The organism is Kitasatospora sp. NPDC059577 (assembly GCF_042735475.1).
GTDB lineage: Bacteria > Actinomycetota > Actinomycetes > Streptomycetales > Streptomycetaceae > Kitasatospora.
In genome coordinates, this window is the sequence record NZ_JBHWBZ010000005.1 from 204454 (window position 1) to 230730 (window position 26277).

The following is a 26277-nucleotide window of genomic DNA, read 5'->3' on the forward strand; positions in this document are numbered from 1 at the left end:
TGCGCGGCGAGGAAGGCCCCGGCGTGCGCCGCGGCCTCCTCGCGGGTCGGGTAACCGACGTCGGCCGCGCCGGTCGTCCCGTCCGCGCCGGTGCCCGTCCAGCGCCAACCGCCCCGGGTCGCGTCCGAGGCCAACTCGGCTTTCCCCCCGAACAGTTCGAGCACGCCCTGGCGGGCGGGCGGACGGCTGACGGCCTCCGGCCACTTCTTCCGGGCACCCTGCCGGGTGATACCCCAGGCACCACCGAGCTGCTCGTAACCGGCCCCGTAGGAACCGGCGGTGGCGGCCGCGACCGCGGTGAGCTGCCGGACCTCGGCATCCACCAGCTTCCAGGCGGACAGGACGGAGAGCGCGACCTCGACCGGCTCCGCGTCCCACATCCGCGCCTCGGGCAGTCCGGTCGCGCGGGAGCGCACGGCGGCGGCGAGCGGGTTGAGCGCGTCGAGCAGGGCCCGGACCAGCTCGGCCTTCTCCTCGGGGGTGATCTCCACGGTCGTCATGATGACAACTCTAGTTGCCATTCCGCTTTTCGACAACCAAAGTTACCGACCGGATCGGCCCGACCCCCCCCCGGACCCCGGCACCCCGCCGCTCGGGCGCGAACGGAGCCCCGGACGCGAGCGCGCGGTAGCCCACCACCAGCGCCTCCCCCAGGAAGCCGACCCCGATCGAGAGCTGCAGCGGCCGGGCGTCCGCGGCGAGGCCGCAGTGTGCCGCGAGCGCGGCGAAGCCGGCCATCACCGCCAGCGAGACCACCGCCACCAGGAAGGTCCGACCGGTGTAACGCTGCCACAGCACCCCCTCGCGCTCGTGGACCCGAATCGTGGCCCCGCGGACCGCCCCGAGCGCGGCACCGAGCACGGCACCCGCCGCCACCCATGCGTAGTCACCCGGACCGAGACCATGCCGCTGCAACAGCGCCCACACACCGAGGCCGGTGAGCACCACCGGCGGCGCGAAGAGGTCCCGGGCGTTCAGCGGTTCGCCGCGAAGCCTCCGGACCACCACCACGACGACCACGACAGCGACCAGCACCACGTACACCCAACGGTCCATCCCCGCCCCCGAATCTTTTTGGCTCGACCGTGCTAAATCATCAATTTAGCTCAACCGTGCTATAACGGCAACATGCCGAAGATCGTCGACCCCGTGGAGCGCCGCCAGGCCGTCGCCGACGCCGTCCTGCGCGTCGCGGCCCGGGAGGGCCTGGAGCACGCCTCGCTGCGCAACGTCGCCGACGAGGCCGGACTCGCGATCGGCTCGGTGCGGCACTACTTCGCCGGCAGCTCCGAGCTGATGATCTTCGCGATGCAGGAGCTGGCCCGCCGGATCGACGCCCGCATCCGCACCCACGCCCGCGCCCTGCTCGACGCGGACCCGGTCCCCGGCACCGACCCGCGCGAGCAAACCGCCCGACTGCTCGCCGAGGTCCTCCCGCTGGACGCCGGACGCCGGGAGGAGTCCGCGCTCTGGCTCTCCTTCGTCACCGCCGCCCGCACCCGGCCCGAACTGCGGCCCCGCGCCGTCGAGGTGCAGACCGGCCTGGACGCGCTGGTCCGGCGCGTCCTGGTCGAGGCCGGGCGCTCCGGCGGCCTGGCGCCGGGCCTGGACCTCGACGTCGAGACCCGCCGCCTCTCCGCCCTGCTGGACGGCCTCACCCTGCAGGCCGTCCAGCACCCGGACCTGGTCGGCCCCGACGAGCTGCGCACGGTGCTCCACCGCCACCTCGACACCCTGGCCGCACCGGCGTCCTGACAGCACGCCAAGTCCCTTGCCACAATGACGCGATGACCCTCACCACCGCCGAGGCGGACACGCTCCTGGCCGACCACTTCGCCCCCTGGGTGCTGGACCTCGGCCTGTCCACCGTCGAGACCGGCGAGCGGCACGCCGTCCTGCGCTGGTCCGACCGGCTCGCCCGCGAGGGCGGCGGGCTGTCCGGCCAGGCGCTGATGGCCGCGGCCGACACCGCGTGCGTGGTCGCGGTCTCGGCGGCGCGCGGCGGCTTCGGGCCGATGACCACGGTCCAGCAGTCCACCAGTTTCCAGCGCGCGGTCGTCGGCCGGGACGTCCTGGTGCACGCCCGGATCACCAGACTCGGCCGCCGGATCGCCTTCCTCGACATCACCCTCACCACCGAGCCCACCGAGCACACCGAGCACACCGGGGCCGCCGAGGCCACCGGTGCCGCCGGCGCCGCCGCGGGCACCGGCTCCGCCCGCGGCGCCGAGGAGCCCGCCGCCCACGCCACCGCCGTCTACGCCCTGGGCTGACCCGCCCGGCGGCCACGCCCGTACGACCGCCGTGCGCCCGCCGGGCGACCGCACGACTGTGGCCCCCGCCCGAGGACGGGGGCCACACCCCGGACGTCCGGCGGCCTCAGCCCGCGGCGGCCGCCGTGGGCGCCTCCTCCGCGCAGACCGCCGACACGAACTCGGCCACCCGGGACTGCGGCATGCCGCGGGCGATGTCCGCCTCGCTGATCATGCCGACCAGCTTGTGCTCCGGGTGGTTGATCACCGGCAGCCGGCGCACCTGGTACTGCTCCATCACCCGCAGCACCTGCTCGCAGTCCTCGTCCGCCTCCACCGTCATCGGCCGCCCCTGCGCCAGCTCCCCCGCCGTCACCGACGCCGGGTCACGGCCCTCGGCGACGCACCGCAGCACGATGTCGCGGTCGGTCACGATGCCCAGCAGCTTGTCGCCCGGCCCGCAGATGGGCAGGGCGCCCACGTCGCGTTCCCGCATGATCCGGGCGGCGGCAGCGAGCGTCTCGTGCTCGCGGATGCACTCCGCGCCCGGGTGCATGATGTCGCTGGCTATGGTCATGGTCCGCCTCCTGACCTGGCTTCCTCCCCCTGTCCATCGTGGTCCGGCCGGGGGGCCGACGCCACCGGGCGCCGCTCAGCGCTCCGGGTTCGCCGGCGTTCCGGAGCCGCGCCGGGCCTGTCCGTCCGGCTCGTCCGCACCCTCCAGCGGCGAGCGGTCCAACACTTCCTCCAGCGGCGGGAGTTCGTGCCGGGGCGATTCCTGGTCCAGTTCCTCCTCCGAGACCTCGCCGCTCTCCACGGCCTCCTCCACGACCTTGGCCCCGGCGGCGGCCGCGGCAGCCGTCAGCAGGTTCCGCTGCTGGACCTCGGTCGCACTGTCCAGGAAGCGCAGCAGCTCCACCGGGAAGGGCAGCACCAGCGTCGAGTTCTTCTCCGCCGCCACCTCCACCACGGTCTGCAGCAGCCGCAGTTGCAGCGCGGTCGGGGTGGCGCTCATCACCGCCGCCGCCTCCGACAGCCGCGCCGAGGCCTGGTACTCGCCGTCCGCCGTGATGATCCGCGCGCGACGTTCCCGCTCGGCCTCGGCCTGCCGGGCGATCGAGCGCTTCATCGACTCCGGCAGCGCCACGTCCTTGATCTCCACCCGGTCGATCTCGATGCCCCAGCCCAGCGCCGGGCTGTCGATCATCAACTCCAGCCCCTGGTTGATCGGTTCCCGGTTGGCCAGCAGGTCGTCCAGCTCGCTCTTGCCGATGATCGAGCGCAGCGAGGTCTGCGCGACCTGGGAGATCGCGAAGTTGTAGTCCTGCACGTTGACCGTGACCTTCACCGGGTCCACCACCCGGAAGTAGACCACCGCGTCCACCCGCACGGTCACGTTGTCCCGGGTGATGCCCTCCTGCGCCGGGATCGGCATCGTCACGATCTGCACGTTCACCCGGCGCAGCCGGTCCGCGACCGGCATCAGCGCCACCAGCCCGGGCTCGCGCACCTCGTTCCGCACCTTCCCGAAGCGGAACACCACACCCTTCTGGAACTGCTGGACCACCCTGAGGCTCAGCCCCGCCCATATCGCCCCCAGCCCCACCAGCCCCCCGAGGACCCCCAGCACCGCATCGACGATCATCGCGGCCTCCTCGCAGCCAGCACGCACCGGCGCCTCCGGCCCGACCCGGACGGGGGCCGCCGGAGCAACTGCTTCCACGCTAGGTGTGCCCGGCCCCGGCCGGAGCGAACCCGGATGAACCCGCCCGAAGCCGGAGGAAAGCCCCCGGTCTCCCCGACGTCGCGCGCCCTAGGATCGGTCCATGCCGACCACGGCCACGCCGCCGTCCCCCGCCGACGACCCCGGCGACCCCCGCCACCCCGCCGAGGCCGCCGCCCGCGCCGGCGGACTCTCCGCGCTGGACCGCGTGGTCACCGGCTGCCGGGCCTGCCCGCGCCTGGTCGAGTGGCGGGAGGAGACCGCCCGCACCAAGCGCCGCGCCTACCTGGACTGGGACTACTGGGCCCGCCCGATCCCCGGCTTCGGCCCGCCCGACGCCCCGCTCGTCCTGGTCGGCCTCGCCCCCGCCGCCCACGGCGCCAACCGCACCGGGCGGATCTTCACCGGCGACCCCTCCGGCGACCTGCTCTACGCGGCGCTGCACGACCTCGGGCTCGCCAACCGCCCCGAGTCCGTCCGCCACGGCGACGGCCTGGAGCTGTACGGCGTGCGGATCACCGACCCGGTCCGCTGCGCCCCGCCCGACAACAAGCCGAGCACCACCGAACGTGACACCTGCCGCCCGTGGATCACCCGCGAACTACAGCTGCTGCGCCCGACCGTACGGACCGTGGTCGCCCTCGGCGGCTTCGCCTGGCAGGCCCTGCTGCCGGTGGTCGCGGACGCCGGCTGGCAGGTCCCCCGCCCGCGGCCCGCGTTCGGCCACGCCGCCCGGGTCGACCTCGCCGCCCGGGACGGCGGCCCGCCCCTGCGGCTCTACGGCTGCTACCACGTGAGCCCGCGCAACACGAACACCGGCCGCCTGACGACCACGATGCTCCGGGACCTGCTGCGGGACGCGGCCCACTCGGCTGGTCTCGGCACCCACTGACCGGTCCGTCGGTCTTACCGGCGGGTGGCCTTGATCGCGCCGTCCACCGGCGGTGTGACGCCAGCGAGGTCCGAGGCCCGGTCGCTCGGCAGCCGGTCCGCTGCCTGCGCCACCTCGGTGTCCGGGCCCGGCCGCCCCGGCCGCCCCGGCCGGACGGCCCCGCCCGCCACGCCCTCGCCGTCACCCTCGCCGTCACTCGCCGTCGCCGTCGCCGTCGCCCGGAACGCCGTCACGGACGGTACGGACGCCCGAGGTCCGACGGCGCTCCGCCCCCGACCCGCGCCCGCTACCCGAAGCGCGCCAGCTTCGGCTTGCCCGCCCGCTTCCACACCCCCGGCAGCCGCTCGCGCGCCGCCGCCTCCGCGGCGAGCTGGTGACCGTACAGGACGCCGTAGCCGAACGGCTCGGCGGCCGCCACCGGCCGGGCGGCGAGGGTGGCCGCGGCGACCACCGCGTCCTGGTGTTCGCCCAGCACTTCCTGGACGGCCTTCATCCGCCGCGTGTAGCGCTCGGCCCGCGGGCCGGCCGCCGGGGCGGCGGTCTCGCCGGCGTAGCGGGCGCGCTTGGCCGCCTTGCGGGCGTCGTGGAGCGCGTGGTCGCGGTCCTCGGGAGCGGCGGCGAGGGCCGTCCGGACGCGATCGGCGGTGCGGCGCTGTTCGCGGGCGGCGACCCGGGACAGCTCGGGGAGCGCGGGACGGGCGGCGCGGCGGCGCAGCGGCGGGTCGGCGAGGAGGGCGGCGAGGGCGTCGCCGAGGGCGCGGCGGCGGGGGCTGTCGAGGGCGGCGACCACCTCGGGGCGGATCCGGCGGTACTCGGTCCCGCCCCACCGCTCCAGGGCCTCGGCGACCCGCTCCGGCCCGCACTCGGCGGGCAGCTCGCGGGCCTGCGCGGCCAACCGTTCGACCATCACCTCCAGGTCGCGGGCGCCGCCGAGCGCGGCGGCCAGCCAGCGAAGCTCCGCGACCAGTTGCTCCGTCGCCCCTGGGGTGAACAGCCGCCGGAAGGTCCGCAGGGCGCTGCGCAGCCGTCGGCAGGCGACCCGCATCCTGTGCACCGCGTCCGGCTCGTCCGCCCGGACGGCGTCGTCCAGTGCGGCCAGCACCGCCGCCTGGGCCTCGACTCGGGCCAGCAGCACCTGCCCCACCGTGGTCTCGGGTCTCGCCATGCGCGTCCATCCCCTCGTCGGGGCCGCCGGGAACGCTTCCAGGCTAGTCCGGCCGCGGGCGCTGTCGACCCCGCGTCCCGGTGAGGGGGTGTCAGGCGGAAGGCGAAGGCAAGGGCCGATGTGCCCTCGTGCCGGGCGTGAGCGTCATGACATACTCCGGAGCGTGACGACCTCCTCCCACGCGACCAGGGCCCTGCGGGCCGCGGTGTTCACCGCGCTCGCCGTGCCGATGGCCGCGTTGGGCCAGGTGGTCATCACGGGCCGTCCGCTGCCGCTGTCGCTGGTGGCCTCGGCGTGCGCCGTCGTCTTCCTGCTCGCGGCCGCGCTGGCCGGCGGGGAGCGGCGGATGCTGCACATCGCCGCCGTGATGGTGCCGGTCGAGCTGCTGCTCAACACGACGTTCAACCTGGGTCAGACCACCTGTGGGCCGATGCTGTCCGGGCAGGTCCCCGCCCGCGGGGTGAACCTGCTGGTATGCGGCGGCGGCTCGATGGACGGGTCACTGCTCTCCGGCCCGCTGGGCCACGCCGGGCAGTTGGCGCCGGCCGTGACCCAACTGCTGCTCCTGCTGGTGCACCTGGTGATCGCGCTGGCCGCCGCCGCCTGGCTGCGGCTGGGCGACTCGGCCCTGTCGGGCCTGGCCCGGGCGCTGCGCGCGCTGCACGCGTCGCTGGCCCGGCCGCTGCGCGCCCTGGTCGTCCTGCTGGTGCCGGCCCCGGTGCGTCCGGTGCTGCGGGTGCCGCTGCCGGTGTCGGACCGCGCGCGGCCGCGCCGCGAGGACGTGGTGCTGAGCCCGGCTCCCCGGCGTGGCCCGCCGGTCTTCGCGCCTGCCTGCTGATCGCCCCCGTACCGGGTCACCCCGCGTACGCCGATCCCCTCTCCGTACCCGGCCGGTCCGAGGCCCCCGTACGCCCGCAGGCAGTGCGCCCGACTCCCGCGTTCCCCGACCCCGCCGCACCCGGTGCGGTTCCCCGCGCGCACCCGCGCGCCGCGTACAGGAGTTGACTCCCCATGACCCAGGCCCCCGGCTCGAAGCAGGCCAAGCGCATCAGTGCCCGTGAGCGGATCCAGGAGGCGCAGCGGCGCGAGCAGCAGTCCGCCAGGCGCCGTCAGCGGATCGTGGTGGCGGTCTCCGCCGCCGTCGTGCTCGCCCTCGCCGGCGGTGTCGCCGTCGCGATCGGCTCGGCCTCGGGCAAGGCCGACAAGGCCGGCGCGGCCGCCACCTCGGCCCCGCTGGTCGTCCCGGCGAACGCCGGCGGCCCGAACGGCACCGTGATCACCTACGGCAAGGCCGACGCCCCGCACACCATGGAGGTCTACGAGGACTTCCGCTGCCCGGTCTGCAAGCACTTCGAAGCGGCGAACGGCGAGACCGTCAAGAAGCTCACCGACGACGGCCAGGTCAAGGTGGAGTTCCACCTGGCGGCCTTCCTCGACAAGAACCTCGGCGGCAAGGGCTCGCGCACCGCGCTGGCCGCCGCCGGTGCCGCGCTGAACGAGGGCGTGGACAAGTTCAAGGCGTTCCACGACGTGCTGTACGCCAACCAGCCGGACGAGCGCGAGGACGGCTTCGGCGATGTCGGCCACCTGCTGGACCTGGCCGGCCAGGTGCCCGGGCTGAAGACGGACGCCTTCGTGAAGGCGGTCACCGACAAGACGTACGCGCCGTGGGCCGCGAAGGTCGCGGACGCGTTCAACGACAGCGGGGTGACCGGTACGCCGACGGTCAAGGTGGACGGCAAGCCGGTGACCCTGTTCGCCGGCAACGCCGTGGTCCCGCCGGAGCAGTTCACCGCCCAGGTCAAGCAGGCCGCCGGCCTGCAGTAGCCGGCCCGGGGCCCGGGACTAGGGACCGGGCCCCACCCCCACCGCACCGCACCGCACGGCACCACCGGCCCGGCCGAACCCCGGCCGGGCCGGCCCCTCCCAGCCAGCCACCGGAGTGTGCTGCCATGTCCGCCGCTACCACCGTGCACGTCGCCCGTCCCGCTCCCGACGCCTCCGGCCGGTCCCCGGTCGGGGCGAGCCGCGCCTACGCGGTCCTGCTGTTCCTCGGCGGGCTGATCGGGCTGGCCGCCTCGGCCGTCCTGACCTTCGACAAGCTCCGCATCCTGGAGAACCCCTCCTACGTGCCCGGCTGCAACATCAATCCGGTGATCAGCTGCGGTTCGGTGATGCGCACCGAGCAGGCGGAGGTGTTCGGCTTCCCGAACCCACTGCTCGGTCTGGCCGCCTTCGGCGCCCTGGCGGCGATCGGGGCGGGGCTGATCGCCGGTGCCGCGTACCGGCGCTGGTTCTGGCTGGGCCTGCACGCGGGCACCGCACTGGGCGTCGTGTTCGTGCACTGGCTGGTGGACCAGGCGCTGTACGACATCGGCGCGCTGTGCCCGTACTGCATGGTGGTGTGGGCGACGGTGGTGGTGCTGTTCTGGTACACCACGCTGCACAACCTGCGCACCGGTGTGATCCCGGCGGGCCCGCGCCTGCGGGCGGTCGTCCGGGAGGCGGACCGCTACCACTGGGCACTGCCGGTGCTGTGGGCGGCGGTGATCGCCCTGCTGGTGCTCAACCGGTTCTGGTCCTACTGGAGCACCCTCCTCTGATCGCCGGACCGTCCGTCACCCCACGTACCCCGCCGAATGCAGCAGCGCGGCGGCGCCCGTCCGCCGGGCCTCCAGGGCCCCGGTGAGGCGGCGCGCCGCGCAGGGGTGCAGCAGGGCGGCCGCCTGCGCGGGGGTGAACCAGCCGTGGTCGGCGATCTCCTCGGCCTGCAGCCGGATCGTCGCGCCCTCCTCGACCGTCCCGCCGTCGAACATGAACTGCACGGCGGGGTGGGCGTGTTCGCCCTGATCGGGGATCACGTCCCGCCACTCCACGACGAGCAGCCTCAGACCGCCCGCCACCAGGCCCGTCTCCTCCAGCAGTTCGCGCGCCGCGCACTCGGCGGGCCCCTCCCCCGGGTCCATCCCGCCGCCGGGGAACTGCCACTGATCGCGGTAACCGGCCTTCAGCAGGAGGACCCTGCCGGCCGTGTCGGTGAGCAGCACGCTGCAGCCGACGTAGGCGCGCACCAGGCGGGCGAGCCACTCCTCCTCCGAGAGTGGCCAGGTGTCCGTCATCGCGCCTCCTCCGCCGGGTGCCGTCCTCGTGGACACTCTGCCGCGATCACCGCCCGGCAAACGGCGGCCCGCACGCGATCACCCGAACGAGTGCCGTCCGCCCCTCAGCCGAACACCGCGCCCCGGTAGGCGTTGCGCAGGTCGGTCAGCGGCTGGGTGACCCGGTCGTGGTGCACCTTGTTGGTGAGCAGCAGCGCCCAGCGGCCGAGCCTCCGGGAGACCCAGAACCCGGTACCGGTGAAGCCGTAGTGGACGAAGGTGCCCTCGGCCGGCTCGGTGCCGGGAGCGTGCAGCCAGGAGAGGCCGCGGGCGGGCCGCAGTCCGCCGGTCTGCTCGCGCAGCGACTCCTCGGTCCACGCCCCGCCCCAGGCGAGCCCGGCCGGCGGGTCGAGCAGCGCGGTGAGGAAGCGGGCGAGGTCGCGGGCGGTGGAGAAGGCCCCGGCGTTGCCGGAGACGCCGCCGAGCAGCCGGGCGGAGGGGTCGTGGACGACACCGCGCAGGTGGGCGCCGGTCCGCTCGTCGTACTCGGTGGGCGCCGTGCGGTCGAGGAGCGCGGCGTCGAGCGGCCCGTACCGGGTGTCGGCCATGCCGAGCGGGTGCCAGGCCCAGCGCGCGGCGAGCGCGTCCAGCGGGGCACCGCCGAGGTCCTCGACGAGGTGGGTGAGCAGCACGGCGGCGCGGTCGGTGTACTCGACGGCCGTGCCGGGCGGGCGGTGCAGCGGCGCCGCGACCACGCCGGCCCGGATCGCCGCGGGCCCGCGCCCGTAGAGCTGTTCGAAGCGGGTGTACGGGAGCATCCCGGCCGTGTGGGTGAGCAGCTGCCGGGCGGTCACCGCACCGGCGGGCCGGCCCGCGGCCGGCGGCCACCAGCGGCCGAGCGGCTCGTCCAGCGGCAGCCGTCCGGACCGCCACAGCGCCCCGGCGCAGGGCCAGAGCGCGACGATCTTGGTGAGGCTGGCCAGGTCGTACAGCGTGTCGGGGCCGGGCACGAGCCGCGCGTACGGGCCCCGGCCGAGCGCCCCGTGGCTGCCGCCGCCGAGCGTGCCCGAGGCGTCGCCGACGGCCCAGACGGCGCCCGCCCCGACGGTGCGCACGCCCGTGCCGACCAGCCGGTCCAGCGCGCCGCCGGGGGCGGCCAGGGCGGGGAGCCGATCGGCTCCGGGTGCTCGGTGGCTCATCCGTCCCCCAGGGCCGGTCGTCAGGGCGACGGGAGCCTACCCGGCGGGGCGTCCGCTCAGACCGCCGCGTCGAGCTCCTTGCCGAGGCAGACGCTCAGCGGGTGGTCCTTGTAGAAGCCGAACTTGCGGATCGCGGCGTAGCCCTCGGACTCGTACAGCGCGATGGCCTCGGGCTGCTCGGTGCCGGTCTCCAGGACGAACCGGGTGCGCCCGGCCTCGACCGCGGTCCGCTCCAGGCGGCGCAGCACCGCCCGGGCCAGGCCGCGGCCGCGGGCGTCCGGGACCACGAACATCCGCTTCAGCTCGGCGTCGCCGTCGCGCAGCCCGTCCGGACCGGCCTGCTTGGCCCGCCACCCGCCGCAGGCGACCGGGCGGCCGTCCAGGTAGGCGATCAGGAACAGGCCGGCCGGCGCCTCGAAGTGCTCGGGGTGCATCTCGGTGAAGTCGGGGTCGCCGTAGCGGCGGACGTACTCCTGCTGCACCTCGGCCGAGAGGGCCTGGGCGTCGGGGTGCGCGTAGCCGGTGATGCGGAAGTCGACGGTGGCGGTGTCCTTGGTGGCGGTGGTGTCCATGGTTGAAAAGCCTACGATCTCCGGTCAGCGGACCTCGAACCGGGCGACCAGGTCCTCCTTGCCGAACATCCGGGCGGTGTCGAGGGCGTTCGGGGTGCCGGCCTGCGGGTCGGCGCCGCCCGCCAGCAGGGCGTCGAGCACGTCCTCGGCGCCCTTGAAGACGGCGCCGGCCAGCGGGGTCTGGCCGCGGTCGTTGGCGAGGTTCGGGTCGGCGCCGTGCCGGAGCAGCACCTCCACGGTGGCGGCGTGGCCGTGGTACGCGGCGAGCATGACGAGGGTGTCGCCGCGGTCGTTGGTGAGGTCGGCCGGGGCGCCGGCGTCCAGGTAGGCGGCCAGGGTGTCGGTCTCCCCGGCACGGGCGGCGTCGAAGAGCTTCCCGGCCAGCGCGATCACCTCGGCGTCGGGGGCGTCGGCGGGCTGCTGGCTGGCGGCGTCGGTCATGGCGGGCGGCCTTTCCGGTCGGGACGTCGGGCGGTCTCGGGGCTGCGCCCAGGGCACGGTAGCGGCCGCCGCCCGAGCGGGCCAGCCGTGTCCGTGATCCGAATGACGGCCCGGGCCCGCCACGACACGGGGCGGCACGGTTCGCGCAGCCATTCGAGCGAACTTCCGGCACCCCCCGGAAACTTCCCGCCCACCCCCCGGGAATGCCTCGGCACACCGAATCCCCACGGCGACCGGCCCCCACCCCTGCCGGTTCGCATACCGCCGTCCGGCTACCGGAACGGCAATGAACGGCAGAACCACCCATTTGCCCCGTTCCATCATCTATTACTTTTTGTCACGATTAATGCACTTTCCGTAACACCCCCGCTTGTCCCCCCTCCCGAGGAGCGGATCGTGATCCTCTCGATTTCCGGCATCGTTCTGTTCGGCACCATCGCCTTTCTCTTCTTCCGCAGGGACGGACTAAAGGTCTCCCACGCCATCGTCTGCGCCCTCTTCGGCTTCTACATCGCCGGCTCGTCGATCGCCCCCAGCATCACCGCGGGCGGCGCCAGCCTGGCGAGCCTGCTCAGCGGCATCAGGTTCTAGGACCTGGCCGCCGCCACTCCCCCGTACCGGCCCGGGCGCGGATCCCACCGCCCCCGGGCCCCGTCGTACCCCAGCCCCACCCCAGTTCCAGCCCCACCCCCGCACCCCACCCGTCCCACACGCCCGGGGAGTCAAGGAATGCCGCTCCACCGCCACCTCAGCAAGGGCCGCGAGTTCGCCCGGACCGCCGGCGACCACGCCTCCGACATGTTCGCCCCGCTCTCCGTCATCGGCCGCGGCATGCGCCACCACGTCGCCTGGGCCAAGGACCGCTGGCAGGCCACGCCCAGGGAGCGCCGCGGCCCGACGGTCTTCCTCACCGCCGCGATGCTGGTCGGCATCTACCTGCTGCCGCACGGCCTGCTGTTCGCCCTGGTCGCCCTGATGGCCAGCGCGGCCTGGGCCGGAAGGTCCCCCAAGGCGCCGCCCACCCCGCCCGCGCCGGACGTCGCCGACGTCAAGCTCGGCGCCCTCTACGCCGCCCTCACGCCGTACCTGTGCGGCCCCGAGGACGCCAACCCGATGTACCGCTTCGAGGGCGACTACAAGAAGGTCTTCGACTCCTGGGAGTTCGACGGCGAGGGCCGGCTCTCCCGACTGGAGCTCGGCTACCCGGCCTACTTCACCGACACCGAACCGGCCGCCCGGGCCCGGATCGAGCAGGTCGTCCAGGGCAAGGCCGGCCGGGCCCGGGAGTACCGCTTCGACTGGGACGAGGAGTCCAACCGGCTGCGGATCTCCGCCCTCGCCCCGCTGCCCACCGACATCGTCGCCCAGCGCTTCGTGGCCGCCCCCGGCGAGATCGTGCTGGGCTTCACCGACGAGGACGGCACCGCCCGGACCATCCCGGTCGGCCGGGGCGGCACGACCGTCCAGCAGCCGCCGGTGGTCTGGCGCACCGGCCCGCGCTCCTCCGAACCGCACCTGCTGGCGCTCGGCGTCACCGGCTACGGCACGTCCAGCCTGCTCCGCTCGATCGCGCTGCAGGCCCTCCCGTACGCCGACCTGGTGGTGGTCGACGGCGCGGGCACCGGCGAGCACGCCTGCCTGGTGAACCGGCCCGGCGTGCACACCGTGGAGACCAGCCTGCACGGCGCGCTGGCCGCGCTGGAGTGGGCCGCCAAGGAGACCGACCGCCGGCTCACCGCGCTGAACGCCGCCCGGCACGCCGGCTCCGCACCGCCCGAGGACGCCACCCGGCCGCTGTGGCTGCTGCTGGACCACCCGACCGAGCTCAGCGAGCTCGCTCAGGCCGAGGGCCGCCCCGACCCGCAGGACCTGCTGGAACTCCCGCTGCGGCACGGCCGGGCCGCCCGGGTCACCGTGGTGATCGCCGACGACCTGGAGGCCCGGGACCGGATCACCCCGACCGTCCGCTCCACCACCCGGGCCCGCGTGGTGCTCGGCCCGGCCGGCCCGGACGAGGGCCGTGCCGCGCTCGGCGCGCCGCTGGACATCGTGCCCGCCGCACAGGCCCCGGTCGGCCGGGGCTACGCTCGGATCGGCAACGGCACTCCGGTCCGGCTGCAGGTGCCCGCCACCGTCGACCCGCTGGACGACGAGGCCCCGGCCCAGCTGCGGGACGCGGTCATCGCCCTGCTGCCGCACCGCGACACCCGCACCGAGGCGGCCGCCGGCGTACCGCCCCGCCCGGAGCGCCCGCCGCTGGTCGCACCGGTCGAGCCGGCCCCGCGGGCCCGCCCGGTCGACCTGGCCAAGGGCGAGCCGATGATCCGCTCGCGCCCGATCTCCTGACCGGGCACGGCCCCGGGTCGGGGTCGGCGAACGCTGTCGGAACCCGCCCCGGTACGCTCGTCACAGAAAGTCCGCCCGATCACCGGATGTGAAATAGGTGACACCTGGGGTGATATCACCGGCCAGATGTGACAAATCGGGCGCAGGTGGGTACAAACAGGGGCGGCACTACAGACGACGCATGTCCCCGGACGGGAATCTTCGTCGGAAGCCGAGCGTTGACCGAACGACGAAGAACAGCGACCACTAGTCCTGTGGGCCATAAGCCCGGGAGGCACGATTCATGAGCGAGCGAGCTCTCCGCGGCACGCGACTCGGGGCCACTAGCTACGAGACCGACCGTGGTATCGATCTGGCTCCCCGCCAGACCGTCGAGTACGCATGTCAGAACGGACACCGATTCGAGGTTCCTTTCTCGGTCGAGGCGGAGATCCCCTCGGCCTGGGAATGCCGCTTCTGTGGGCAGGAGGCGGCACTTCTCGACGGTGACGAGCCGGAGGAGAAGAAGACCAAGCCGACGCGCACCCATTGGGACATGCTGATGGAGCGCCGTACGCGCGAGGAGTTGGAGGAGGTGCTGGCCGAACGGCTGGCCGTGCTCCGCTCCGGCGGGATGAACCTCGCGGTGCACCCGCGGGACACCCGCAAGAGCGCCTGACCTCGCTCCCGCCCCCGGGCGGGAGGACGCGAAAAGGGACCCTGGTTTCCAGGGTCCCTTTCGCGTTGCCCGGCCCGCTTCCCGACCGTAGTCGTCCTGCTTCCCGCCCGTGGTCGCTCCTCGCCCGCGCGGCGGCCGCGGCCCGGCGGGGCCGCGGCCGCACCGGGACCGGGAACCGACTCAGCCGGTGATCGGCGGACGGTAGGTGGTGTCCGGGCCCTGCGGGCCGGCCGGGCCGGCCTCGGGATCGACCACCTCTCCCTGGATCACCTTGCCGTCCGGACGGTGGATGCGCAGCTGCTCCTGCAGCCGCATCGCGTCCGCCAGCGGGTCGGCGCCGACACCGGCGGTGCTGCGCAGCGCCTTGTCGGCGAGCCGGCGCCCGGCCATCCGCCACAGCGCCCGGGTCGGTGGGAACAGCAGGGTCAGGGCCAGCAGGTCCGACAGGAAGCCGGGGACGATCAGCAGCACGCCGGCCAGCACCGTCATGCTGGTGCCGGTCTGCGGCTGCTGGGACTGCGGGTTCCTGCCCTGCTCGATCGCCGCCGACAGCGCCTTCAGCCCGGCCCGCTTGACCAGCGAGCCGCCGATCACGGCGCCCGCGACGAGCAGCAGCAGGACGGTGAGGCCGCCCAGCCAGGTGCCGACCTGGACCAGCAGCCAGATCTCCAGCACCACCCACGCGGTGATCAGCAGCGGCAGCACCCGGCGGAGCCTGCCGCGCGGGGCCGGACGGGTCGGGGTTGCTTGCTGCGTCACGGTACGGATCCACTCCAAGCGGTGCTCTGCGCGCCGCACGGGAGGTCCGGGCCGGCTACGGCACCACCTGGTCCAACGAATCCTGCCCGGCCGGTGTTCCGGCGGACGCCTTCCGACGGCGTCCGACCAGCACCGCGGCACCGAAGGCCAGCAGGCCGCCGATCGCCAGGGTCCACTCCGGGGCGGCGCCGACCTCGTCGGCCACCGTGGTGCCGTCGCGCAGCGGGACGGTCGCCGACAGCTCGGCCGCGGTCAGCTCCTCGGTGCGCTGCTGGACGGTGCCGTCCGGGGAGATCACCGCGCTGATGCCGCTGGTGGCCGCGATCAGCACCGCCCGACCGTGCTCGACGGCCCGCAGCCGGCTCATCGCGAGCTGCTGCTCGGGCTGGCCGGTCTTGGCGTAGGTCGCGTTGTTGGTCTGGACCACCAGGACGCGGGCGCCGCTGTCCACGGTGTCGCGGACGATCTCGTCGTACGCCACCTCGAAGCAGATGACGTCGCCGATCCGGGCCGGGCCGAGCTGCATCACGCCGTTGTGGTCACCGGGGTAGAAGTCCCGGGCGACCCGCTGGAGGCGGGTGATCACCTTCATCAGCTGGGCGCGGAAGGGCACGTACTCGCCGAACGGAACGGGGTGCTGCTTGGTGTAGGAGGCGCCGGGACCGGTCTGCGGGCTCCAGACGATGCCCTCGTTCTGGACGTGCTGCGCGTCCGGACCGTCCACCAGGGTGCCGACCAGGGTCGGCACGCCCACCGCCCGCACGGCCTCGTCGATGCGCTGCCGGGCCAGCGGGTCGCTGAACGGGTCGAGGTCGGAGGAGTTCTCCGGCCAGATCACCACGTCGGGGCGCTCGACCTTGCCGGCCTCGATGTCGGCGGCCAGCCGCTCGGTCGCCGAGGCGTGGTTGTTGAGGACCATCATCGGGCGGCCCAGGAAGTCCATGCCCGGGTTGGGCACGTTGCCCTGGACGATGGCGACCTTCACCGTGTCGGCCGCGGCGGTCGGCACCGGCACGACGTAGCCGGCGAGCAGTGCGGCCACCGCGCCGAGCGCCGCCAGCGCGGCGGCCTTCGGGGCCCTGCCCGGACCGCGCAGGCGCAGCACGGCCCAGGCGAGCAGGGCGCCGGAGAGGGCGACCGCGAAGGTCACCAGCGGCGCGCCGCCGAGCGCGGCGAGCGGGGTGTACGGGGTGGCGGTGTTGGCGAAGGCGAGCCGGCCCCAGGGGAAGCCGCCGAGCGGCAGCCGGTCCCGGGCCCATTCCTGGGTGATCCACAGGCAGGCCGTCCAGAGCGGCCAGCCGGGCAGCCGGGAGGTCACGGCCAGCGCGCCGCCGAGGAGCGCCAGGAACAGCCCCTCGACGACGGACAGGCCGACCGTGGCGTCCCAGCCGACCACCCGCAGCCAGCTGAGCAGCATCAGGAAGAACGGCAGGCCGAAGGCGAAGCCCGTCCACAGGCCCTGGCGGAAGGTGCGGCCCCGGGTGAGCAGCGAGAGCGCGGCGACGCCGAGCAGCGACAGCGGCCACAGGTCGTAGGGCGGGAAGGCGAGGGCGAGCAGCAGGCCGGCCAGCGCCGCCAGGCCGGTCCGGGGCAGCCCGGCCCGGACCTTGGCGACGGCACGGACGGCGCGGCCCGGCCGGGGTGCCGGTTCCTGGGGCTCGGGCGCGGTCCCGGACCGCTCCTGGGTGACGGGAATGGCCACCGGCGCACCATCTTCCTGGGGCTTGCTGTTCGGACGCTGTGCGAAGAAGGTACCCCGGAACGTCGGTGGGACGTGAGGTGAGGGTGCTACGGCCGGCCGGGGCCCGTTCGTCCCCGCTCGGCCCCGCCCGCCCCGGACCGGCCGGCCCCCGATCAGCGCTCGGCGTAGCGGACCGGGCCCAGCGGCCAGTGCTCGGCGAGCCAGCCGGAGACGGCGCGGTACAGCGGGGCGTCCAGCCCGGCGTGGTCGGCCCGGACCCAGGAGCTGACGGCGACCACGGCCGGGTCCTCGCGGTCGGGGTAGATGTAGACGCAGCCGATCACCTCGTCCCGGTCCGGGGCCAGGACGGTGTAGGTGAAGCCGGTCCGCGCGACGAAGTCGGCGGCGTGCCGGCGCAGGTCGTCGAGGTTCCGCTCCGGAGGCATCCCGTCGACGGGCGGCCAGTTCCGGCCGACGAAGCCCGGGGTGGCGCGGATGTGCTCGATGCTGCCGGTCCAGGCGGCGTGGTCGGAGGCGTTGTGCTGCTCGCCCAGGGGCTCCAGGCGGAACTCCGGGGCGAGCAGCTCGCGCGGGACGTCGAAGTCGGCGGGTACCAGCGAGTGGGTCGTCATGCCGGTCAACCTACGGGCCGGCGGCCCTGCGCTTCACCCGCATTTCCGCCGCTACGCGGAACCCTGGGCCCGGTGGACCGTGCGGCCGCGGACGACCGTGCGCAGGCAGGTCGGCAGCGGGTGGCCCGGGGTGAGGTCGGGCAGGCCGGGGGTGCCGGAGCGCGGGTCGGTGGACCAGCCCGCCACCCGGGAGTCGGGGGCCTGGACGACCAGGTCACCGGCGGCCCAGATCGCGTAGCTGGCGACCGCCCCGGGCACCAGGACGCCGTCCTGGTCGCGGCCGATCGCGCGCCAGCCGCCGCGGGTGTGCGCGGTGAAGGCGGCGCGCACCGAGATCCGGTGCTCCGGGGTCCGGTGGAACGCCGCCGCCCGGACGGTGCCCCAGGGGTCGAGCGGGGTGACCGGGGCGTCCGAGCCGAAGGCCAGCGGGACGCCGGAGCGCAGCAGGGCCGCGAACGGGTTGAGGGCGGCGGCCCGCTCGGCGCCCAGGCGCTGGACGTACATGCCCTCCGGACCGCCCCAGGCGGCGTCGAAGGCGGGCTGGACGGAGGCGGTGAGGCCGAGTTCGGCGAACGCGGCGACGGACGTGTCGTCCAGTGCCTCGGCGTGCTCGACGCGGTGGCGCAGTGCCTTGACCCGGCCCGCTCCGACCCGCTCGCCGGCCGCCCGGACGCCCTCGACGACCGCCGCCACGGCCGCGTCGCCGATGGCGTGGAAGCCGGCCTGCAGCCCGGCCTCGGTGCAGGCGGCGACGTGGTCGGCGACCTGCTCGGCGCTCAGGTAGGCGGTCCCGGTGTGCTCGGCGTCGACGTACGGATCGTGCAGGCAGGCCGTCCGGGAGCCGAACGCGCCGTCCACGAAGAGGTCGCCGCCCGCGCCCACCGCGCCGAGCCGGCGGGCCGTCTCGACTCCACCCAACTCGCCCCAGTAGCCGAAGACTTCGGGCCCGTCGCCGTCGGCCGCCAGGGCCAGCAGCGCGGCCAGGTCCTGCTCGGAGGAGATCTCCGGTCCGGCGCACTCGTGCAGGGCGCCGATGCCGAGTTCGGCGGCGCGGTCCAGGGTGGCGCGCTGGGCGCGGCGGCGCTGCCCGGGGGTGAGGCGGGCGAGCGCCGCCTGCCGGACGGCGTGGTGGGCGTCCTTGGCGAGCGGGCCCTCCGGGTGGTACCCGGGCCGCTCGGCGAGGCCCTCGGTGAGGGTGCGCAGCGCGGTGGTGGCGAGCGCGGAGTGCACGTCGGTGCGGGAGAGGTAGAGCGCGGCGCCCTTGGCGGCGAGGTCGAGTTCGGCGAGCGTCGGCGGGCGGCCCTCGGGCCAGCCGCTCTCGTCCCAGCCGTGGCCGATCAGCACCCCGTCGGGCTCGGCCCGCTCCTCGACGAAGGCGGTGACGGCCGCCAGGGCGGCGGCCAGCGAGGGGCTGCCGGTGAGGTCGAGACCGGTGAGCGCCAGACCGGCGGCGGTGGCGTGCACGTGGGCGTCCACGAAGGCGGGGGTGACCAGGGCGCCGTCCAGCTCGACGATCTCGTCGGCGGTCGCGGCGTACGCCTCGGCGGCGCCGTCGCTGCCGACCCAGGCGACGTGCTCGCCCTCCACGAGCATCGCGGTGGCGAAGGGGTCGGCGGGGCTGTAGACGGCGCCGCCGCGCAGCAGGACGGTTCGTGGACCCCTCCCGCCCGAGGACGGGCGAGGAGGGAGGGTGCTCTCGGTCATGACGCCAAGTCTGCACCCCGGCCCTTCGGCCTCAGAGCTTCGGGGGTCGCGCCTCGTACGGGGTGGAGAGGACGACGGTGGTGCGGGTGGAGACGCCGGCGGCGCTGCGGATGCGGGCGAGCAGGTCCTCCAGGTCGCCGGGGGCGCCGACGCGGACCTTGAGGATGTAGTTCTCGTCGCCGGCGACGCTGTGGCAGGCCTCGATCTCGGGCAGGCCGGCCAGGCGTTCCGGGGTGTCGTCCGGGGCGCTCGGGTCGAACGGCTTGACCGAGATGAACGCGGTCAGCGCCAGGTCGACGGAGTCGGGGTCGATGATCGCGGTGTAGCCGCGGATCACCCCGCGCTGTTCGAGGCGGCGCACGCGCTGGTGCACCGCCGAGGTGGACAGGCCGGTGGCCTTGCCCAGGTCCGTGTAGCTCATCCGGCCGTCCTCCAGGAGCAGCTGGACAATGCGTTGGTCGAGATCCTCCACAGTCCGCAAACCTACCCGGTCGGGAGCACGGGGGGCGCACGAGGTGGCACGCGGAGGGATCGCAGGTGTCAAGCGGGCACGTGCCGGGTGAATGTGGCACGCGATGTGGCCAAGGACACACCCGGTGCATCACGGTGCACAACACCGCAGGATTATGAGTCCGGATCACAGGGAAGTGCTGGTTGTGGCCCTGGACGACCACGCCGGGCCCGATCCTAGGGGGATCCTCATGCCTGCTACTGACCAGCGCGTGCTGGGCGCCGACGAGACCGACGATACGACCGGCCGCGACGACCTCGCGGTCGACCACGCGCCGGGCACCGACCCCGGCGAGGCCGGGACCTGGGACATCTTCCGGGTCCACTGCCCCGAGTGCAGCCGTCCGATCGCGCTGGTGGCGGACGAGGAGCGGCTCCCGCAGCACGCCCTGCTGCCGACCGCCTGGAACCCCTTCGCCCCTGCGGTCTGCCCGGGCTCGGGCACGCCCACCGACGACCTGGCGGAGGTGGAGGCGCCGGAGGACGCCGAACCGGCCGGGTTCGACGCGCTGTTCCAGCTCCCGAACGGGCTGGACTGGCGCACCCAGCCGTTCTCGCACGCGGTGGCGCACTGCCCGGTGCGGATCGCCGCGGTCGACCCGGCCGGGCCCGCCGCCCCCTCGGCCCCGACCCTCGCCGCGCTCCGCTCGATCCCGGAGCAGCGCCGCCGGCTCGTCCGGCGCTGACCGGCCTTACCGTGCAAGCGAGTTGACGCCACGACAGGAACGCCTCCGGCCGTCACTCCGCACCCTGGAGTGACGGCCGGAGGCCGTTGGGGGGAAGGCCCGGCCCGTCGCCGGGTCCCGGGCCTTCGTCGGGCGTCAGCCCTTCGTGAGGTGGCGGCCGATCACCAGGCGCTGGATCTGGTTGGTGCCCTCGACGATCTGCAGCACCTTCGCCTCGCGCATGTAGCGCTCGGCCGGGAAGTCCTGGGTGTAGCCGTAGCCGCCGAGCACCTGGACGGCGTCGGTGGTCACCCGCATCACCGCGTCGGTGCAGAACAGCTTGGCCATCGCCGCCTCCTTGGAGAACGGAAGGCCCGCGTCCTTCAGGCGCGCGGCGGACAGGTAGAGCGCGCGGCCGGCCTCGATCTGGGTGGCCATGTCGGCGAGCATGAAGGACAGGCCCTGGAACTCGGCGATCGGACGGCCGAACTGGCGCCGGGTGCACGCGTAGTCGACCGCGAGGTCGAGCGCGGCCTGGGCGACGCCTATCGCGCAGGCCGCGATGCCGAGACGGCCGGAGTCCAGCGCGGCGAGGGCGATCTGGAAGCCCTGGCCCTCGGCGCCTATCAGCCGCTCGCGGGGGACCCGGGCGCCGTCGAAGTGCAGCTGGGCGGTCGGCGAGGAGCGCATGCCCATCTTGTGCTCCGGCGGGGCCGCGGACAGGCCCTGCTGGGTGCCGGGGACCAGCAGACAGCTGATGCCCTTGGCGCCCTCGCCGCCGGTGCGCACCAGGGCGCTGTAGAAGTCGGCCTGCCCGCCGTGGGTGATCCACGCCTTGGTGCCGTTCACCACGTACGCCTCGCCGTCGAGGTCGGCGCGGGTGCGCATGGCGGCCGCGTCCGAGCCGGACTGCGGCTCGGAGAGGCAGTAGGCGCCGAGCTGCTCGCCGGAGAGCATGCCGGGCAGCCACTCGTCCCGCTGCGCGTCGGTGCCGAAGGCGGCCAGCGCGTGGCAGGACAGGGTGTGCACGCTGACGCCGAGGCCGACGGCCAGCCAACCGCCCGCGAGCTCCTCCAGCACCTGCAGGTACACCTCGTAGGGCTGGTCGCCGCCGCCGTACTTCTCGTCGTACGGGAGCGAGAGCAGGCCGGCCTCACCGAGGGTGCGGAAGACCTCCCGCGGGAAGCGACCGGCGGCCTCGTCCTCCGCCGCGCGGGGCTGCAGCTCGCGCTGGACCAGGTCCCGGGTGAGGCTCAGCAGCTCGCGGGCCTCGGCGGTGGGCAGCTGGCGCTCCACGGCTTTCACAGGGGAGGGGGTCATGGCGGTGGTCGCCTCCTCGATCGGGCGCCGGGCCGAGGTGTTGGCGGGTCCGGCGCGGGTGGGGCAGGTCGGACCGACCGGCACCGGGTTGCGGTGAACGGCCGTTCACAGTCGTGGCGAAGCGAGTATGCCCGAAACCCGCGCTGCCGTCACGACCTGCACAGATGAACTGTCCGCAGTGGTGGGATACGGCACCGTAGGGTTGACGATGTGGCTGCTTCCGGAACCCTCCCCACCCATGCTCGGTGCACTCCCGGTGACGCGCTGGACACCCTCGCGGCGGAGCTGCGCGCGCTGCCGCCGTCCTGCGGGCCGGTGCGGCTGGTCGCCGTGGACGGGCACGCGGGCTCCGGCAAGACGACCTTCGCCGGACGGCTGGCGGCGGCGCTCGGCGGGGCCCCGGTGGTCCACCTGGACGACCTGGCGACCCACGACGAGCCCTTCGAGTGGACCGGGCGGCTGCGCGAGCAGGTGCTGGAGCCGCTGGCGGCCGGCCGGGACGCGGCGTACCGGGTGTACGACTGGACGCTGCGCCGCTTCGCGGGCACGGCCGGGGTACCGGTCGCCCCGGTGGTGCTGGTCGAGGGCGTCGGCGCGGGCCGGCGGGCGGTGCGGCCGTGGCTGGCCCGGGTGGTCTGGATGGAGCTGGACGCCGCCGCGGCCCGGCGGCGCGGCGAGGAGCGGGACGGTCCGGATCTGGCCGCGTTCTGGGCAGGCTGGGCCCGGGCCGAATCGGCACATTTCGCCGTCGACCCGAGCCGCCCGTACGCCGCGACCCGGGTCGACGGGGTGACCGGCCGGATCGCGCCGGGCACCGTCGGTGAACCTTCAACAAGTGCCTTGACCTGCGACGTCACCAGGACTTAGGTTCTCCTCAGCCGCCGGAACGAAAGCTTCCGGCCGCCTCGGACCCGGCGCTCCCGGCTTGTTCCCCCGTGAGCCGGGAGCGCCGTCCGGTCCCCTTCCGAAACTCGCTCCCCCGCCGCTCTCTCCGGCGCCCGGCCGCTCAACGGCCGCTCGCGCGATCGGATTTGACCTCGTGCGGCACCCTTCCGGATCAGCCCGGCGCCGGTACGATTCCTGGCAGGCGCATCTGCGCCGCAGGGGGCTCGACGACCACCGGCCAGGCTGCGCGAAGGCGAGTCGCCGGCCGAGCCCCGGGCCACACCGCGGGGGGCGTGAGTGACGACGGTGGACAGTTCCGACAGCACGGCGGGCGGCCCGGACCGACTCGCCGACCGGGCCTGGCAGCGCGCCATGGACGCCTACACGGCCGGCGCGTACGCCAGGGCCGAGGAGGAGTTCCGGGCAGCCGTCCGGCTGGACCCCGGCATGGCCGACGCCTGGCTCGGCCTGCACGCGCTGCGCAGCGACACCTCGGCGGCGTTGCTGGCCATGTACCGCCACCAGAAGCGCTTCGGCGAGCAACGGCGACTGCACCACCGGCCGCTCAGCTCCTGGTACTGGCTCGGCTGGTGGGTGCAACCCGTCCTGGAGGACGCCCGCGACCTCGCGCTGGCGCACGCCTCGCACTGGCTGGACGGCCGCCACCTGGCCGAGCTGGACCGGGCGTTGGAGCAGTGCCCGGCCCCCGGCGAGGACCCGTCCGCCCGGTTCCTGTACGCCTGCCGCTCCTACCTCCTCAAGGACTGGGAGCAGCTGATCCGGGACACCGACCGGCTGCTCGACGACCCGCTGCTCGGCATCGAGGCCGGTCTGTTCGCCGGCATGGCCCGGGTGCGCCTCGACATGTGCGCCCAGGCCCAGGCCCCGCTGGCCGCCTCGCTGGCCCGCTGCCGCTCCGAGCAGCCCCAGCGCAAGGAGCTGCGCTACTGGCTGGCGCGGGCGTACGAGGGCGCCGGGCGCAGCGCGGCGGCACTGCCGCTCTACCGCGCGGTGCACCGGGCGGACCCGGCGTTCATGGACACGGCGACGCGACTGACCGCCATCTCGGCCGAGGACGCGCTTGCCGACGGGCTGCTCGTGGACGGGCTGACGACGGCCGGGCGCCCGGGCGGGGGCGCGGGCGGCACCGCGAGCGGGCCGGACATCGACGCGGAGTTCCCGGACGACGTCGGGTACCCCGTCGGGCCGGGGTACGGCGAGGAGTTCGGGGGCGGAGCCGGGCAGGGCGGCGCGACGGTCTCCGGCGACGGGGTGCTGAACGGCGGGTCGCCGGTGGACGCGGGCCTGGTGGACGCGGGCCTGGTGGACGGGCTCCTGACCGGCGGCACCGCCGTGGACGACGACACGGCGGACGGCCTCCCGGGGGACGGCACCACGGCCGAGCCGGTCCTGCCCGGCGGCGCCCCGGGCGCCGGCGGGCCGGGCGCCGGCGGGCCGGCCGACGGGGCCGCTCCGGACGGCGCTCCGCAGGCCGCCGGGGAGCGGTCCGGCTCCGGCTCCCCCATCGCACCCACCGCGCCCCTCGCACCCCCACCGCTGCCCGTCCGCGGTCAGGCGCAGTCCCGCACGGCCGCCGGGCCCGCGCCCCGGCCGGACGGCGACCAGCGGGAGCTGGACGCCGCGCTGGCCGAACTCTCGCTGATGGTCGGCATGGAGCCGGTGAAGCGCCAGGTGCGGGCGCTCTCCGCCCAGTTGAGAATGTCGCGGCTGCGGTCCGAGCAGGGCCTGCCGGTCCAGCCGCCCAAGCGCCACTTCGTCTTCTCGGGCCCCTCCGGCACCGGCAAGACCACCGTGGCCCGCATCCTCGGCCGGGTCTTCCACGCCCTCGGCCTGCTCTCCGGCGACCACCTGGTGGAGGCCCAGCGCGCCGACCTGGTGGGCGAGTTCCTCGGCCAGACCGCCGTCAAGGCGAACGAGCTGATCGACTCCGCGCTGGACGGCGTGCTGTTCATCGACGAGGCGTACAGCCTCTCCAACTCCGGCTACACCAAAGGCGACGCGTACGGCGACGAGGCGCTCCAGGTACTGCTCAAGCGCGCCGAGGACAACCGGGACCGGCTGGTGGTGATCCTGGCCGGCTACCCCGAGGGGATGAACCGGCTGCTCGCCACCAACCCCGGCCTCAACTCCCGTTTCACCACCCGGGTCGACTTCCCGAGCTACCGCCCGGGCGAGCTGACCGCGATCGGCGCCGCACTGGCCGGGCGGGACGGCGACGGCTGGGACGAGGACGCCGCCGAGGAGCTGGCCAGCATCTGCACCCACGTCGTCCGCGAGGGCTGGATCGACGAACTGGGCAACGGCCGGTTCATCCGCACCCTGTACGAGAAGTCCTGCGCCTACCGGGACCTGCGGCTGTCACTGCTGCGCGAGCCGCCGGGCCGCGAGGACCTGGCCACGCTGCGGCTGCCGGACCTCGTCCAGGCGTACGGGGAGCTGATCGACGGACGGAGCTGACCGACCACCGGGGCTCGTCGACCACCGGGGCTCGTCGACAACAGCCGCGGCAGGCCGACGGCGGCGGCCGGCCGGGGCCCGTTCCTCGACGGCACCCCGGCCCGCGCGCCGGCATCACCCCCTGAGCAGCGCGGCCTCCCGCTCCGGGTCGAGCCCAACCCTGACCCGGTCGGAGCGCAGCGGGGCGGCGCCGCCGATCGTCCGCAGCCAGGCCCAGGTGTCCTCGACCGTCTCCGCGACCGGGCGGCAGCGCAGCCCGGCGGCCACCGCCCGCTCGACCGAGCCGGTGTGCAGGAAGTCGTACAGCTCGCCGGGCGCCAGCCAGATCGGCAGCTCGGTCCACGGCTCCACGCCGGCCGCCAGGATCCGCTCGGGGTCGGTCCAGCGCAGTTCGGCGTCGGAGCCGGTGACCCGCACGCAGGCCTCCAGCAGTTCGCCCGTGGTGGCGTGCCCGGACGGGCCGACCAGGTTGTACGGGCCGCCGAGGCGGGCCGCCGACGCGTCCAGGATCCAGGCCGCGAGGTCGCGGACGTCGATGTACTGCAGCGCCAGCCCGCGCGGTCCGGGGGCGAGCACCGGTCCGCCCCGGGCGATCCGGTCGAGCCACCAGGGAAGCCGGCCGATGTTCTCGTGCGGGCCGAGGATCAGCCCGGCGCGGGCCAGCAGCGCCTGTCCGCCGTACTCCGCTTCCAGGGCCAGTTCGGCCCCGCGCTTGGCCTCGGCGTAGGGCACCTCGCCGGTGAGGTCGGGCGAGGAGGCGACCACCGGCGCCGACTCGCCCGCGCCGGCCACCAGCGGGTAGTCGTACACCGACCGGCTGGAGACGTACGCGTAGTGGCCGACCCGGCCCTTCAGCGCGCGGGCGCTGTCGCGCACGGCCGCCGGGGCCCACGACCAGGTGTCCACGACCGCGTCCCACTCCCCCGTCCCGAGCGCCGCGAGCCCGTCCTCGGCCGTGCGGTCGCCCTGCAGCACCCGGACGCCCTCGGGGGCGGGCTGCGTACCGCGGTTGAGGGCCGTCACCTCCCACCCCCGGGCCAGTGCCTCCTCGGCGATGACCCGCCCGACGAACTTGGTTCCACCCAGCAGGAGAAGTCTCATGCGGGCCACTCTCCTCCGAGGGCGGCCGGCAGGGAACGGCTGCATGCTCTGGGCAGAATCGCCACGAGCGGACACGCCGTCGGCGAAATCGGGAACGCCGGGGGGGGGCGGGGGGGGGCGCCCCGGGGCCGGTGTTGCGAACCGGGGCGGCGGGGGGGCGGGGGCGGGCACTCGCCCGGACGCTCCGCGCGGTCGG

At 74.9% G+C, this 26277-nt stretch carries 29 protein-coding genes; 12 read left to right on the forward strand and 17 right to left on the reverse strand.

Features of this window, described 5'->3' with window-relative positions:
• Both ACFV0O_RS07505 and ACFV0O_RS07510 read right to left on the reverse strand, forming a co-directional pair.
• The coding region (locus ACFV0O_RS07505; protein ID WP_380337673.1) for a hypothetical protein at positions 1-500 on the reverse strand (500 nt) is incomplete at its 3' end.
• Between the two features lie 10 nt (positions 501-510).
• On the reverse strand, positions 511-1044 hold the full coding sequence (locus ACFV0O_RS07510) for a DUF1453 domain-containing protein (protein ID WP_380337676.1): 534 nt from the start codon (positions 1042-1044) through the stop codon (positions 511-513).
• Between the two features lie 84 nt (positions 1045-1128).
• Here ACFV0O_RS07510 and ACFV0O_RS07515 point away from each other — a divergent pair, with 84 nt between their 5' ends.
• Both ACFV0O_RS07515 and ACFV0O_RS07520 read left to right on the forward strand, forming a co-directional pair.
• Complete coding sequence (locus ACFV0O_RS07515; RefSeq protein WP_380337679.1) at positions 1129-1755, forward strand: TetR/AcrR family transcriptional regulator; 627 nt, start codon at positions 1129-1131, stop codon at positions 1753-1755.
• Between the two features lie 32 nt (positions 1756-1787).
• Complete coding sequence (locus tag ACFV0O_RS07520; RefSeq protein WP_380337682.1) at positions 1788-2273, forward strand: PaaI family thioesterase; 486 nt, start codon at positions 1788-1790, stop codon at positions 2271-2273.
• A 106-nt stretch (positions 2274-2379) separates the two neighbouring features.
• Here ACFV0O_RS07520 and ACFV0O_RS07525 read toward each other — a convergent pair whose 3' ends face one another.
• Positions 2380-2829, reverse strand: a complete 450-nt coding sequence (locus ACFV0O_RS07525; RefSeq protein ID WP_380337685.1) for a CBS domain-containing protein — start codon at positions 2827-2829, stop codon at positions 2380-2382.
• Between the two features lie 75 nt (positions 2830-2904).
• Positions 2905-3897, reverse strand: coding sequence for an SPFH domain-containing protein (locus ACFV0O_RS07530; protein ID WP_380337688.1), 993 nt, complete (start codon positions 3895-3897; stop codon positions 2905-2907).
• A 181-nt stretch (positions 3898-4078) separates the two neighbouring features.
• On the opposite strand from ACFV0O_RS07530, the gene ACFV0O_RS07535 reads away from it, so the two are divergent.
• Positions 4079-4867 (forward strand): uracil-DNA glycosylase, encoded by a 789-nt coding sequence (locus tag ACFV0O_RS07535; protein ID WP_380337691.1) that lies wholly within the window; start codon positions 4079-4081, stop codon positions 4865-4867.
• Between the two features lie 14 nt (positions 4868-4881).
• Here ACFV0O_RS07535 and ACFV0O_RS07540 read toward each other — a convergent pair whose 3' ends face one another.
• Both ACFV0O_RS07540 and ACFV0O_RS07545 read right to left on the reverse strand, forming a co-directional pair.
• The gene (locus tag ACFV0O_RS07540) at positions 4882-5100 is read right to left on the reverse strand and encodes a hypothetical protein (RefSeq protein WP_380337693.1); all 219 of its coding nucleotides are present in this window, start codon (positions 5098-5100) and stop codon (positions 4882-4884) included.
• A 53-nt stretch (positions 5101-5153) separates the two neighbouring features.
• Complete coding sequence (locus ACFV0O_RS07545; RefSeq protein WP_380337696.1) at positions 5154-6032, reverse strand: CHAD domain-containing protein; 879 nt, start codon at positions 6030-6032, stop codon at positions 5154-5156.
• 163 nt (positions 6033-6195) lie between these two features.
• Between ACFV0O_RS07545 and ACFV0O_RS07550 the strand changes: the two genes are divergently transcribed.
• The 3 genes from ACFV0O_RS07550 (at position 6196) to ACFV0O_RS07560 (ending at position 8635) form a co-directional block, all read left to right on the forward strand.
• On the forward strand, positions 6196-6870 hold the full coding sequence (locus ACFV0O_RS07550; RefSeq protein ID WP_380337699.1) for a hypothetical protein: 675 nt from the start codon (positions 6196-6198) through the stop codon (positions 6868-6870).
• A 173-nt stretch (positions 6871-7043) separates the two neighbouring features.
• On the forward strand, positions 7044-7859 hold the full coding sequence (locus ACFV0O_RS07555) for a DsbA family protein (protein ID WP_380337702.1): 816 nt from the start codon (positions 7044-7046) through the stop codon (positions 7857-7859).
• A 125-nt stretch (positions 7860-7984) separates the two neighbouring features.
• The gene (locus ACFV0O_RS07560) at positions 7985-8635 is read left to right on the forward strand and encodes a vitamin K epoxide reductase family protein (RefSeq protein WP_380337705.1); all 651 of its coding nucleotides are present in this window, start codon (positions 7985-7987) and stop codon (positions 8633-8635) included.
• Positions 8636-8650: 15 nt separating this feature from the next.
• Here ACFV0O_RS07560 and ACFV0O_RS07565 read toward each other — a convergent pair whose 3' ends face one another.
• From ACFV0O_RS07565 to ACFV0O_RS07580, 4 genes are all read right to left on the reverse strand, one after another.
• On the reverse strand, positions 8651-9151 hold the full coding sequence (locus tag ACFV0O_RS07565) for an NUDIX hydrolase (protein WP_360252165.1): 501 nt from the start codon (positions 9149-9151) through the stop codon (positions 8651-8653).
• Positions 9152-9255: 104 nt separating this feature from the next.
• Positions 9256-10329 (reverse strand): serine hydrolase domain-containing protein, encoded by a 1074-nt coding sequence (locus tag ACFV0O_RS07570; RefSeq protein ID WP_380337709.1) that lies wholly within the window; start codon positions 10327-10329, stop codon positions 9256-9258.
• Between the two features lie 56 nt (positions 10330-10385).
• Positions 10386-10901, reverse strand: a complete 516-nt coding sequence (locus ACFV0O_RS07575; protein WP_380337711.1) for a GNAT family N-acetyltransferase — start codon at positions 10899-10901, stop codon at positions 10386-10388.
• A gap of 24 nt (positions 10902-10925) precedes the next feature.
• On the reverse strand, positions 10926-11342 hold the full coding sequence (locus ACFV0O_RS07580; protein WP_360252174.1) for an ankyrin repeat domain-containing protein: 417 nt from the start codon (positions 11340-11342) through the stop codon (positions 10926-10928).
• A gap of 396 nt (positions 11343-11738) precedes the next feature.
• Between ACFV0O_RS07580 and ACFV0O_RS07585 the strand changes: the two genes are divergently transcribed.
• From ACFV0O_RS07585 to ACFV0O_RS07595, 3 genes are all read left to right on the forward strand, one after another.
• Positions 11739-11933, forward strand: coding sequence for a hypothetical protein (locus tag ACFV0O_RS07585; RefSeq protein ID WP_049660046.1), 195 nt, complete (start codon positions 11739-11741; stop codon positions 11931-11933).
• 138 nt (positions 11934-12071) lie between these two features.
• Positions 12072-13688: a hypothetical protein gene (locus tag ACFV0O_RS07590; RefSeq protein ID WP_380337716.1), complete on the forward strand. Its 1617-nt coding sequence runs from the start codon at positions 12072-12074 to the stop codon at positions 13686-13688.
• 283 nt (positions 13689-13971) lie between these two features.
• Positions 13972-14346, forward strand: coding sequence for an RNA polymerase-binding protein RbpA (locus ACFV0O_RS07595; RefSeq protein ID WP_360252181.1), 375 nt, complete (start codon positions 13972-13974; stop codon positions 14344-14346).
• 180 nt (positions 14347-14526) lie between these two features.
• Here the strand turns inward: ACFV0O_RS07595 and fxsA are convergent, their stop codons facing one another.
• From fxsA to ACFV0O_RS07620, 5 genes are all read right to left on the reverse strand, one after another.
• A complete protein-coding gene (gene fxsA / locus ACFV0O_RS07600) occupies positions 14527-15105 on the reverse strand; it encodes an FxsA family membrane protein (RefSeq protein ID WP_380337720.1) in 579 nt (192 codons plus the stop codon).
• Between the two features lie 55 nt (positions 15106-15160).
• Positions 15161-16801, reverse strand: coding sequence for an apolipoprotein N-acyltransferase (gene lnt, locus ACFV0O_RS07605; RefSeq protein ID WP_380337843.1), 1641 nt, complete (start codon positions 16799-16801; stop codon positions 15161-15163).
• Between the two features lie 158 nt (positions 16802-16959).
• Entirely contained in the window at positions 16960-17418 is a 459-nt protein-coding gene (locus ACFV0O_RS07610) for an N-acetyltransferase (protein ID WP_380337723.1), read from the reverse strand.
• Positions 17419-17469: 51 nt separating this feature from the next.
• The gene (locus tag ACFV0O_RS07615) at positions 17470-19122 is read right to left on the reverse strand and encodes an amidohydrolase (RefSeq protein ID WP_380337726.1); all 1653 of its coding nucleotides are present in this window, start codon (positions 19120-19122) and stop codon (positions 17470-17472) included.
• A gap of 31 nt (positions 19123-19153) precedes the next feature.
• Positions 19154-19594: an Lrp/AsnC family transcriptional regulator gene (locus ACFV0O_RS07620; RefSeq protein WP_030243361.1), complete on the reverse strand. Its 441-nt coding sequence runs from the start codon at positions 19592-19594 to the stop codon at positions 19154-19156.
• 229 nt (positions 19595-19823) lie between these two features.
• Between ACFV0O_RS07620 and ACFV0O_RS07625 the strand changes: the two genes are divergently transcribed.
• Positions 19824-20318 carry a hypothetical protein gene (locus ACFV0O_RS07625; protein WP_380337730.1) on the forward strand — a complete coding sequence of 165 codons (495 nt, stop codon included), beginning with the start codon at positions 19824-19826 and terminating at the stop codon, positions 20316-20318.
• Between the two features lie 135 nt (positions 20319-20453).
• Here ACFV0O_RS07625 and ACFV0O_RS07630 read toward each other — a convergent pair whose 3' ends face one another.
• Positions 20454-21617: an acyl-CoA dehydrogenase family protein gene (locus tag ACFV0O_RS07630; RefSeq protein ID WP_360252199.1), complete on the reverse strand. Its 1164-nt coding sequence runs from the start codon at positions 21615-21617 to the stop codon at positions 20454-20456.
• 210 nt (positions 21618-21827) lie between these two features.
• On the opposite strand from ACFV0O_RS07630, the gene ACFV0O_RS07635 reads away from it, so the two are divergent.
• Positions 21828-22484, forward strand: coding sequence for a uridine kinase (locus tag ACFV0O_RS07635; RefSeq protein ID WP_380337734.1), 657 nt, complete (start codon positions 21828-21830; stop codon positions 22482-22484).
• A 390-nt stretch (positions 22485-22874) separates the two neighbouring features.
• Positions 22875-24980, forward strand: coding sequence for an AAA family ATPase (locus tag ACFV0O_RS07640; protein WP_380337845.1), 2106 nt, complete (start codon positions 22875-22877; stop codon positions 24978-24980).
• A 114-nt stretch (positions 24981-25094) separates the two neighbouring features.
• Here ACFV0O_RS07640 and ACFV0O_RS07645 read toward each other — a convergent pair whose 3' ends face one another.
• Positions 25095-26081: an NAD-dependent epimerase/dehydratase family protein gene (locus tag ACFV0O_RS07645; protein WP_380337737.1), complete on the reverse strand. Its 987-nt coding sequence runs from the start codon at positions 26079-26081 to the stop codon at positions 25095-25097.
• Positions 26082-26277: the final 196 nt, after the last annotated feature.

What these genes read in the sequence shown, in the direction of transcription:
- ACFV0O_RS07515 (WP_380337679.1), top strand. Translation starts at nt 1,129, where the DNA reads ATGCCGAAGATCGTCGACCCCGTGGAGCGCCGCCAGGCCGTCGCCGAC.
- ACFV0O_RS07520 (WP_380337682.1), top strand. Translation starts at nt 1,788, where the DNA reads ATGACCCTCACCACCGCCGAGGCGGACACGCTCCTGGCCGACCACTTC.
- ACFV0O_RS07525 (WP_380337685.1), bottom strand. Translation starts at nt 2,829, where the DNA reads ATGACCATAGCCAGCGACATCATGCACCCGGGCGCGGAGTGCATCCGC.
- ACFV0O_RS07530 (WP_380337688.1), bottom strand. Translation starts at nt 3,897, where the DNA reads ATGATCGTCGATGCGGTGCTGGGGGTCCTCGGGGGGCTGGTGGGGCTG.
- ACFV0O_RS07535 (WP_380337691.1), top strand. Translation starts at nt 4,079, where the DNA reads ATGCCGACCACGGCCACGCCGCCGTCCCCCGCCGACGACCCCGGCGAC.
- ACFV0O_RS07545 (WP_380337696.1), bottom strand. Translation starts at nt 6,032, where the DNA reads ATGGCGAGACCCGAGACCACGGTGGGGCAGGTGCTGCTGGCCCGAGTC.
- ACFV0O_RS07555 (WP_380337702.1), top strand. Translation starts at nt 7,044, where the DNA reads ATGACCCAGGCCCCCGGCTCGAAGCAGGCCAAGCGCATCAGTGCCCGT.
- ACFV0O_RS07560 (WP_380337705.1), top strand. Translation starts at nt 7,985, where the DNA reads ATGTCCGCCGCTACCACCGTGCACGTCGCCCGTCCCGCTCCCGACGCC.
- ACFV0O_RS07565 (WP_360252165.1), bottom strand. Translation starts at nt 9,151, where the DNA reads ATGACGGACACCTGGCCACTCTCGGAGGAGGAGTGGCTCGCCCGCCTG.
- ACFV0O_RS07570 (WP_380337709.1), bottom strand. Translation starts at nt 10,329, where the DNA reads ATGAGCCACCGAGCACCCGGAGCCGATCGGCTCCCCGCCCTGGCCGCC.
- ACFV0O_RS07575 (WP_380337711.1), bottom strand. Translation starts at nt 10,901, where the DNA reads ATGGACACCACCGCCACCAAGGACACCGCCACCGTCGACTTCCGCATC.
- ACFV0O_RS07580 (WP_360252174.1), bottom strand. Translation starts at nt 11,342, where the DNA reads ATGACCGACGCCGCCAGCCAGCAGCCCGCCGACGCCCCCGACGCCGAG.
- ACFV0O_RS07590 (WP_380337716.1), top strand. Translation starts at nt 12,072, where the DNA reads ATGCCGCTCCACCGCCACCTCAGCAAGGGCCGCGAGTTCGCCCGGACC.
- ACFV0O_RS07595 (WP_360252181.1), top strand. Translation starts at nt 13,972, where the DNA reads ATGAGCGAGCGAGCTCTCCGCGGCACGCGACTCGGGGCCACTAGCTAC.
- ACFV0O_RS07610 (WP_380337723.1), bottom strand. Translation starts at nt 17,418, where the DNA reads ATGACGACCCACTCGCTGGTACCCGCCGACTTCGACGTCCCGCGCGAG.
- ACFV0O_RS07615 (WP_380337726.1), bottom strand. Translation starts at nt 19,122, where the DNA reads ATGACCGAGAGCACCCTCCCTCCTCGCCCGTCCTCGGGCGGGAGGGGT.
- ACFV0O_RS07625 (WP_380337730.1), top strand. Translation starts at nt 19,824, where the DNA reads ATGCCTGCTACTGACCAGCGCGTGCTGGGCGCCGACGAGACCGACGAT.
- ACFV0O_RS07630 (WP_360252199.1), bottom strand. Translation starts at nt 21,617, where the DNA reads ATGACCCCCTCCCCTGTGAAAGCCGTGGAGCGCCAGCTGCCCACCGCC.
- ACFV0O_RS07640 (WP_380337845.1), top strand. Translation starts at nt 22,875, where the DNA reads ATGGACGCCTACACGGCCGGCGCGTACGCCAGGGCCGAGGAGGAGTTC.
- ACFV0O_RS07645 (WP_380337737.1), bottom strand. Translation starts at nt 26,081, where the DNA reads ATGAGACTTCTCCTGCTGGGTGGAACCAAGTTCGTCGGGCGGGTCATC.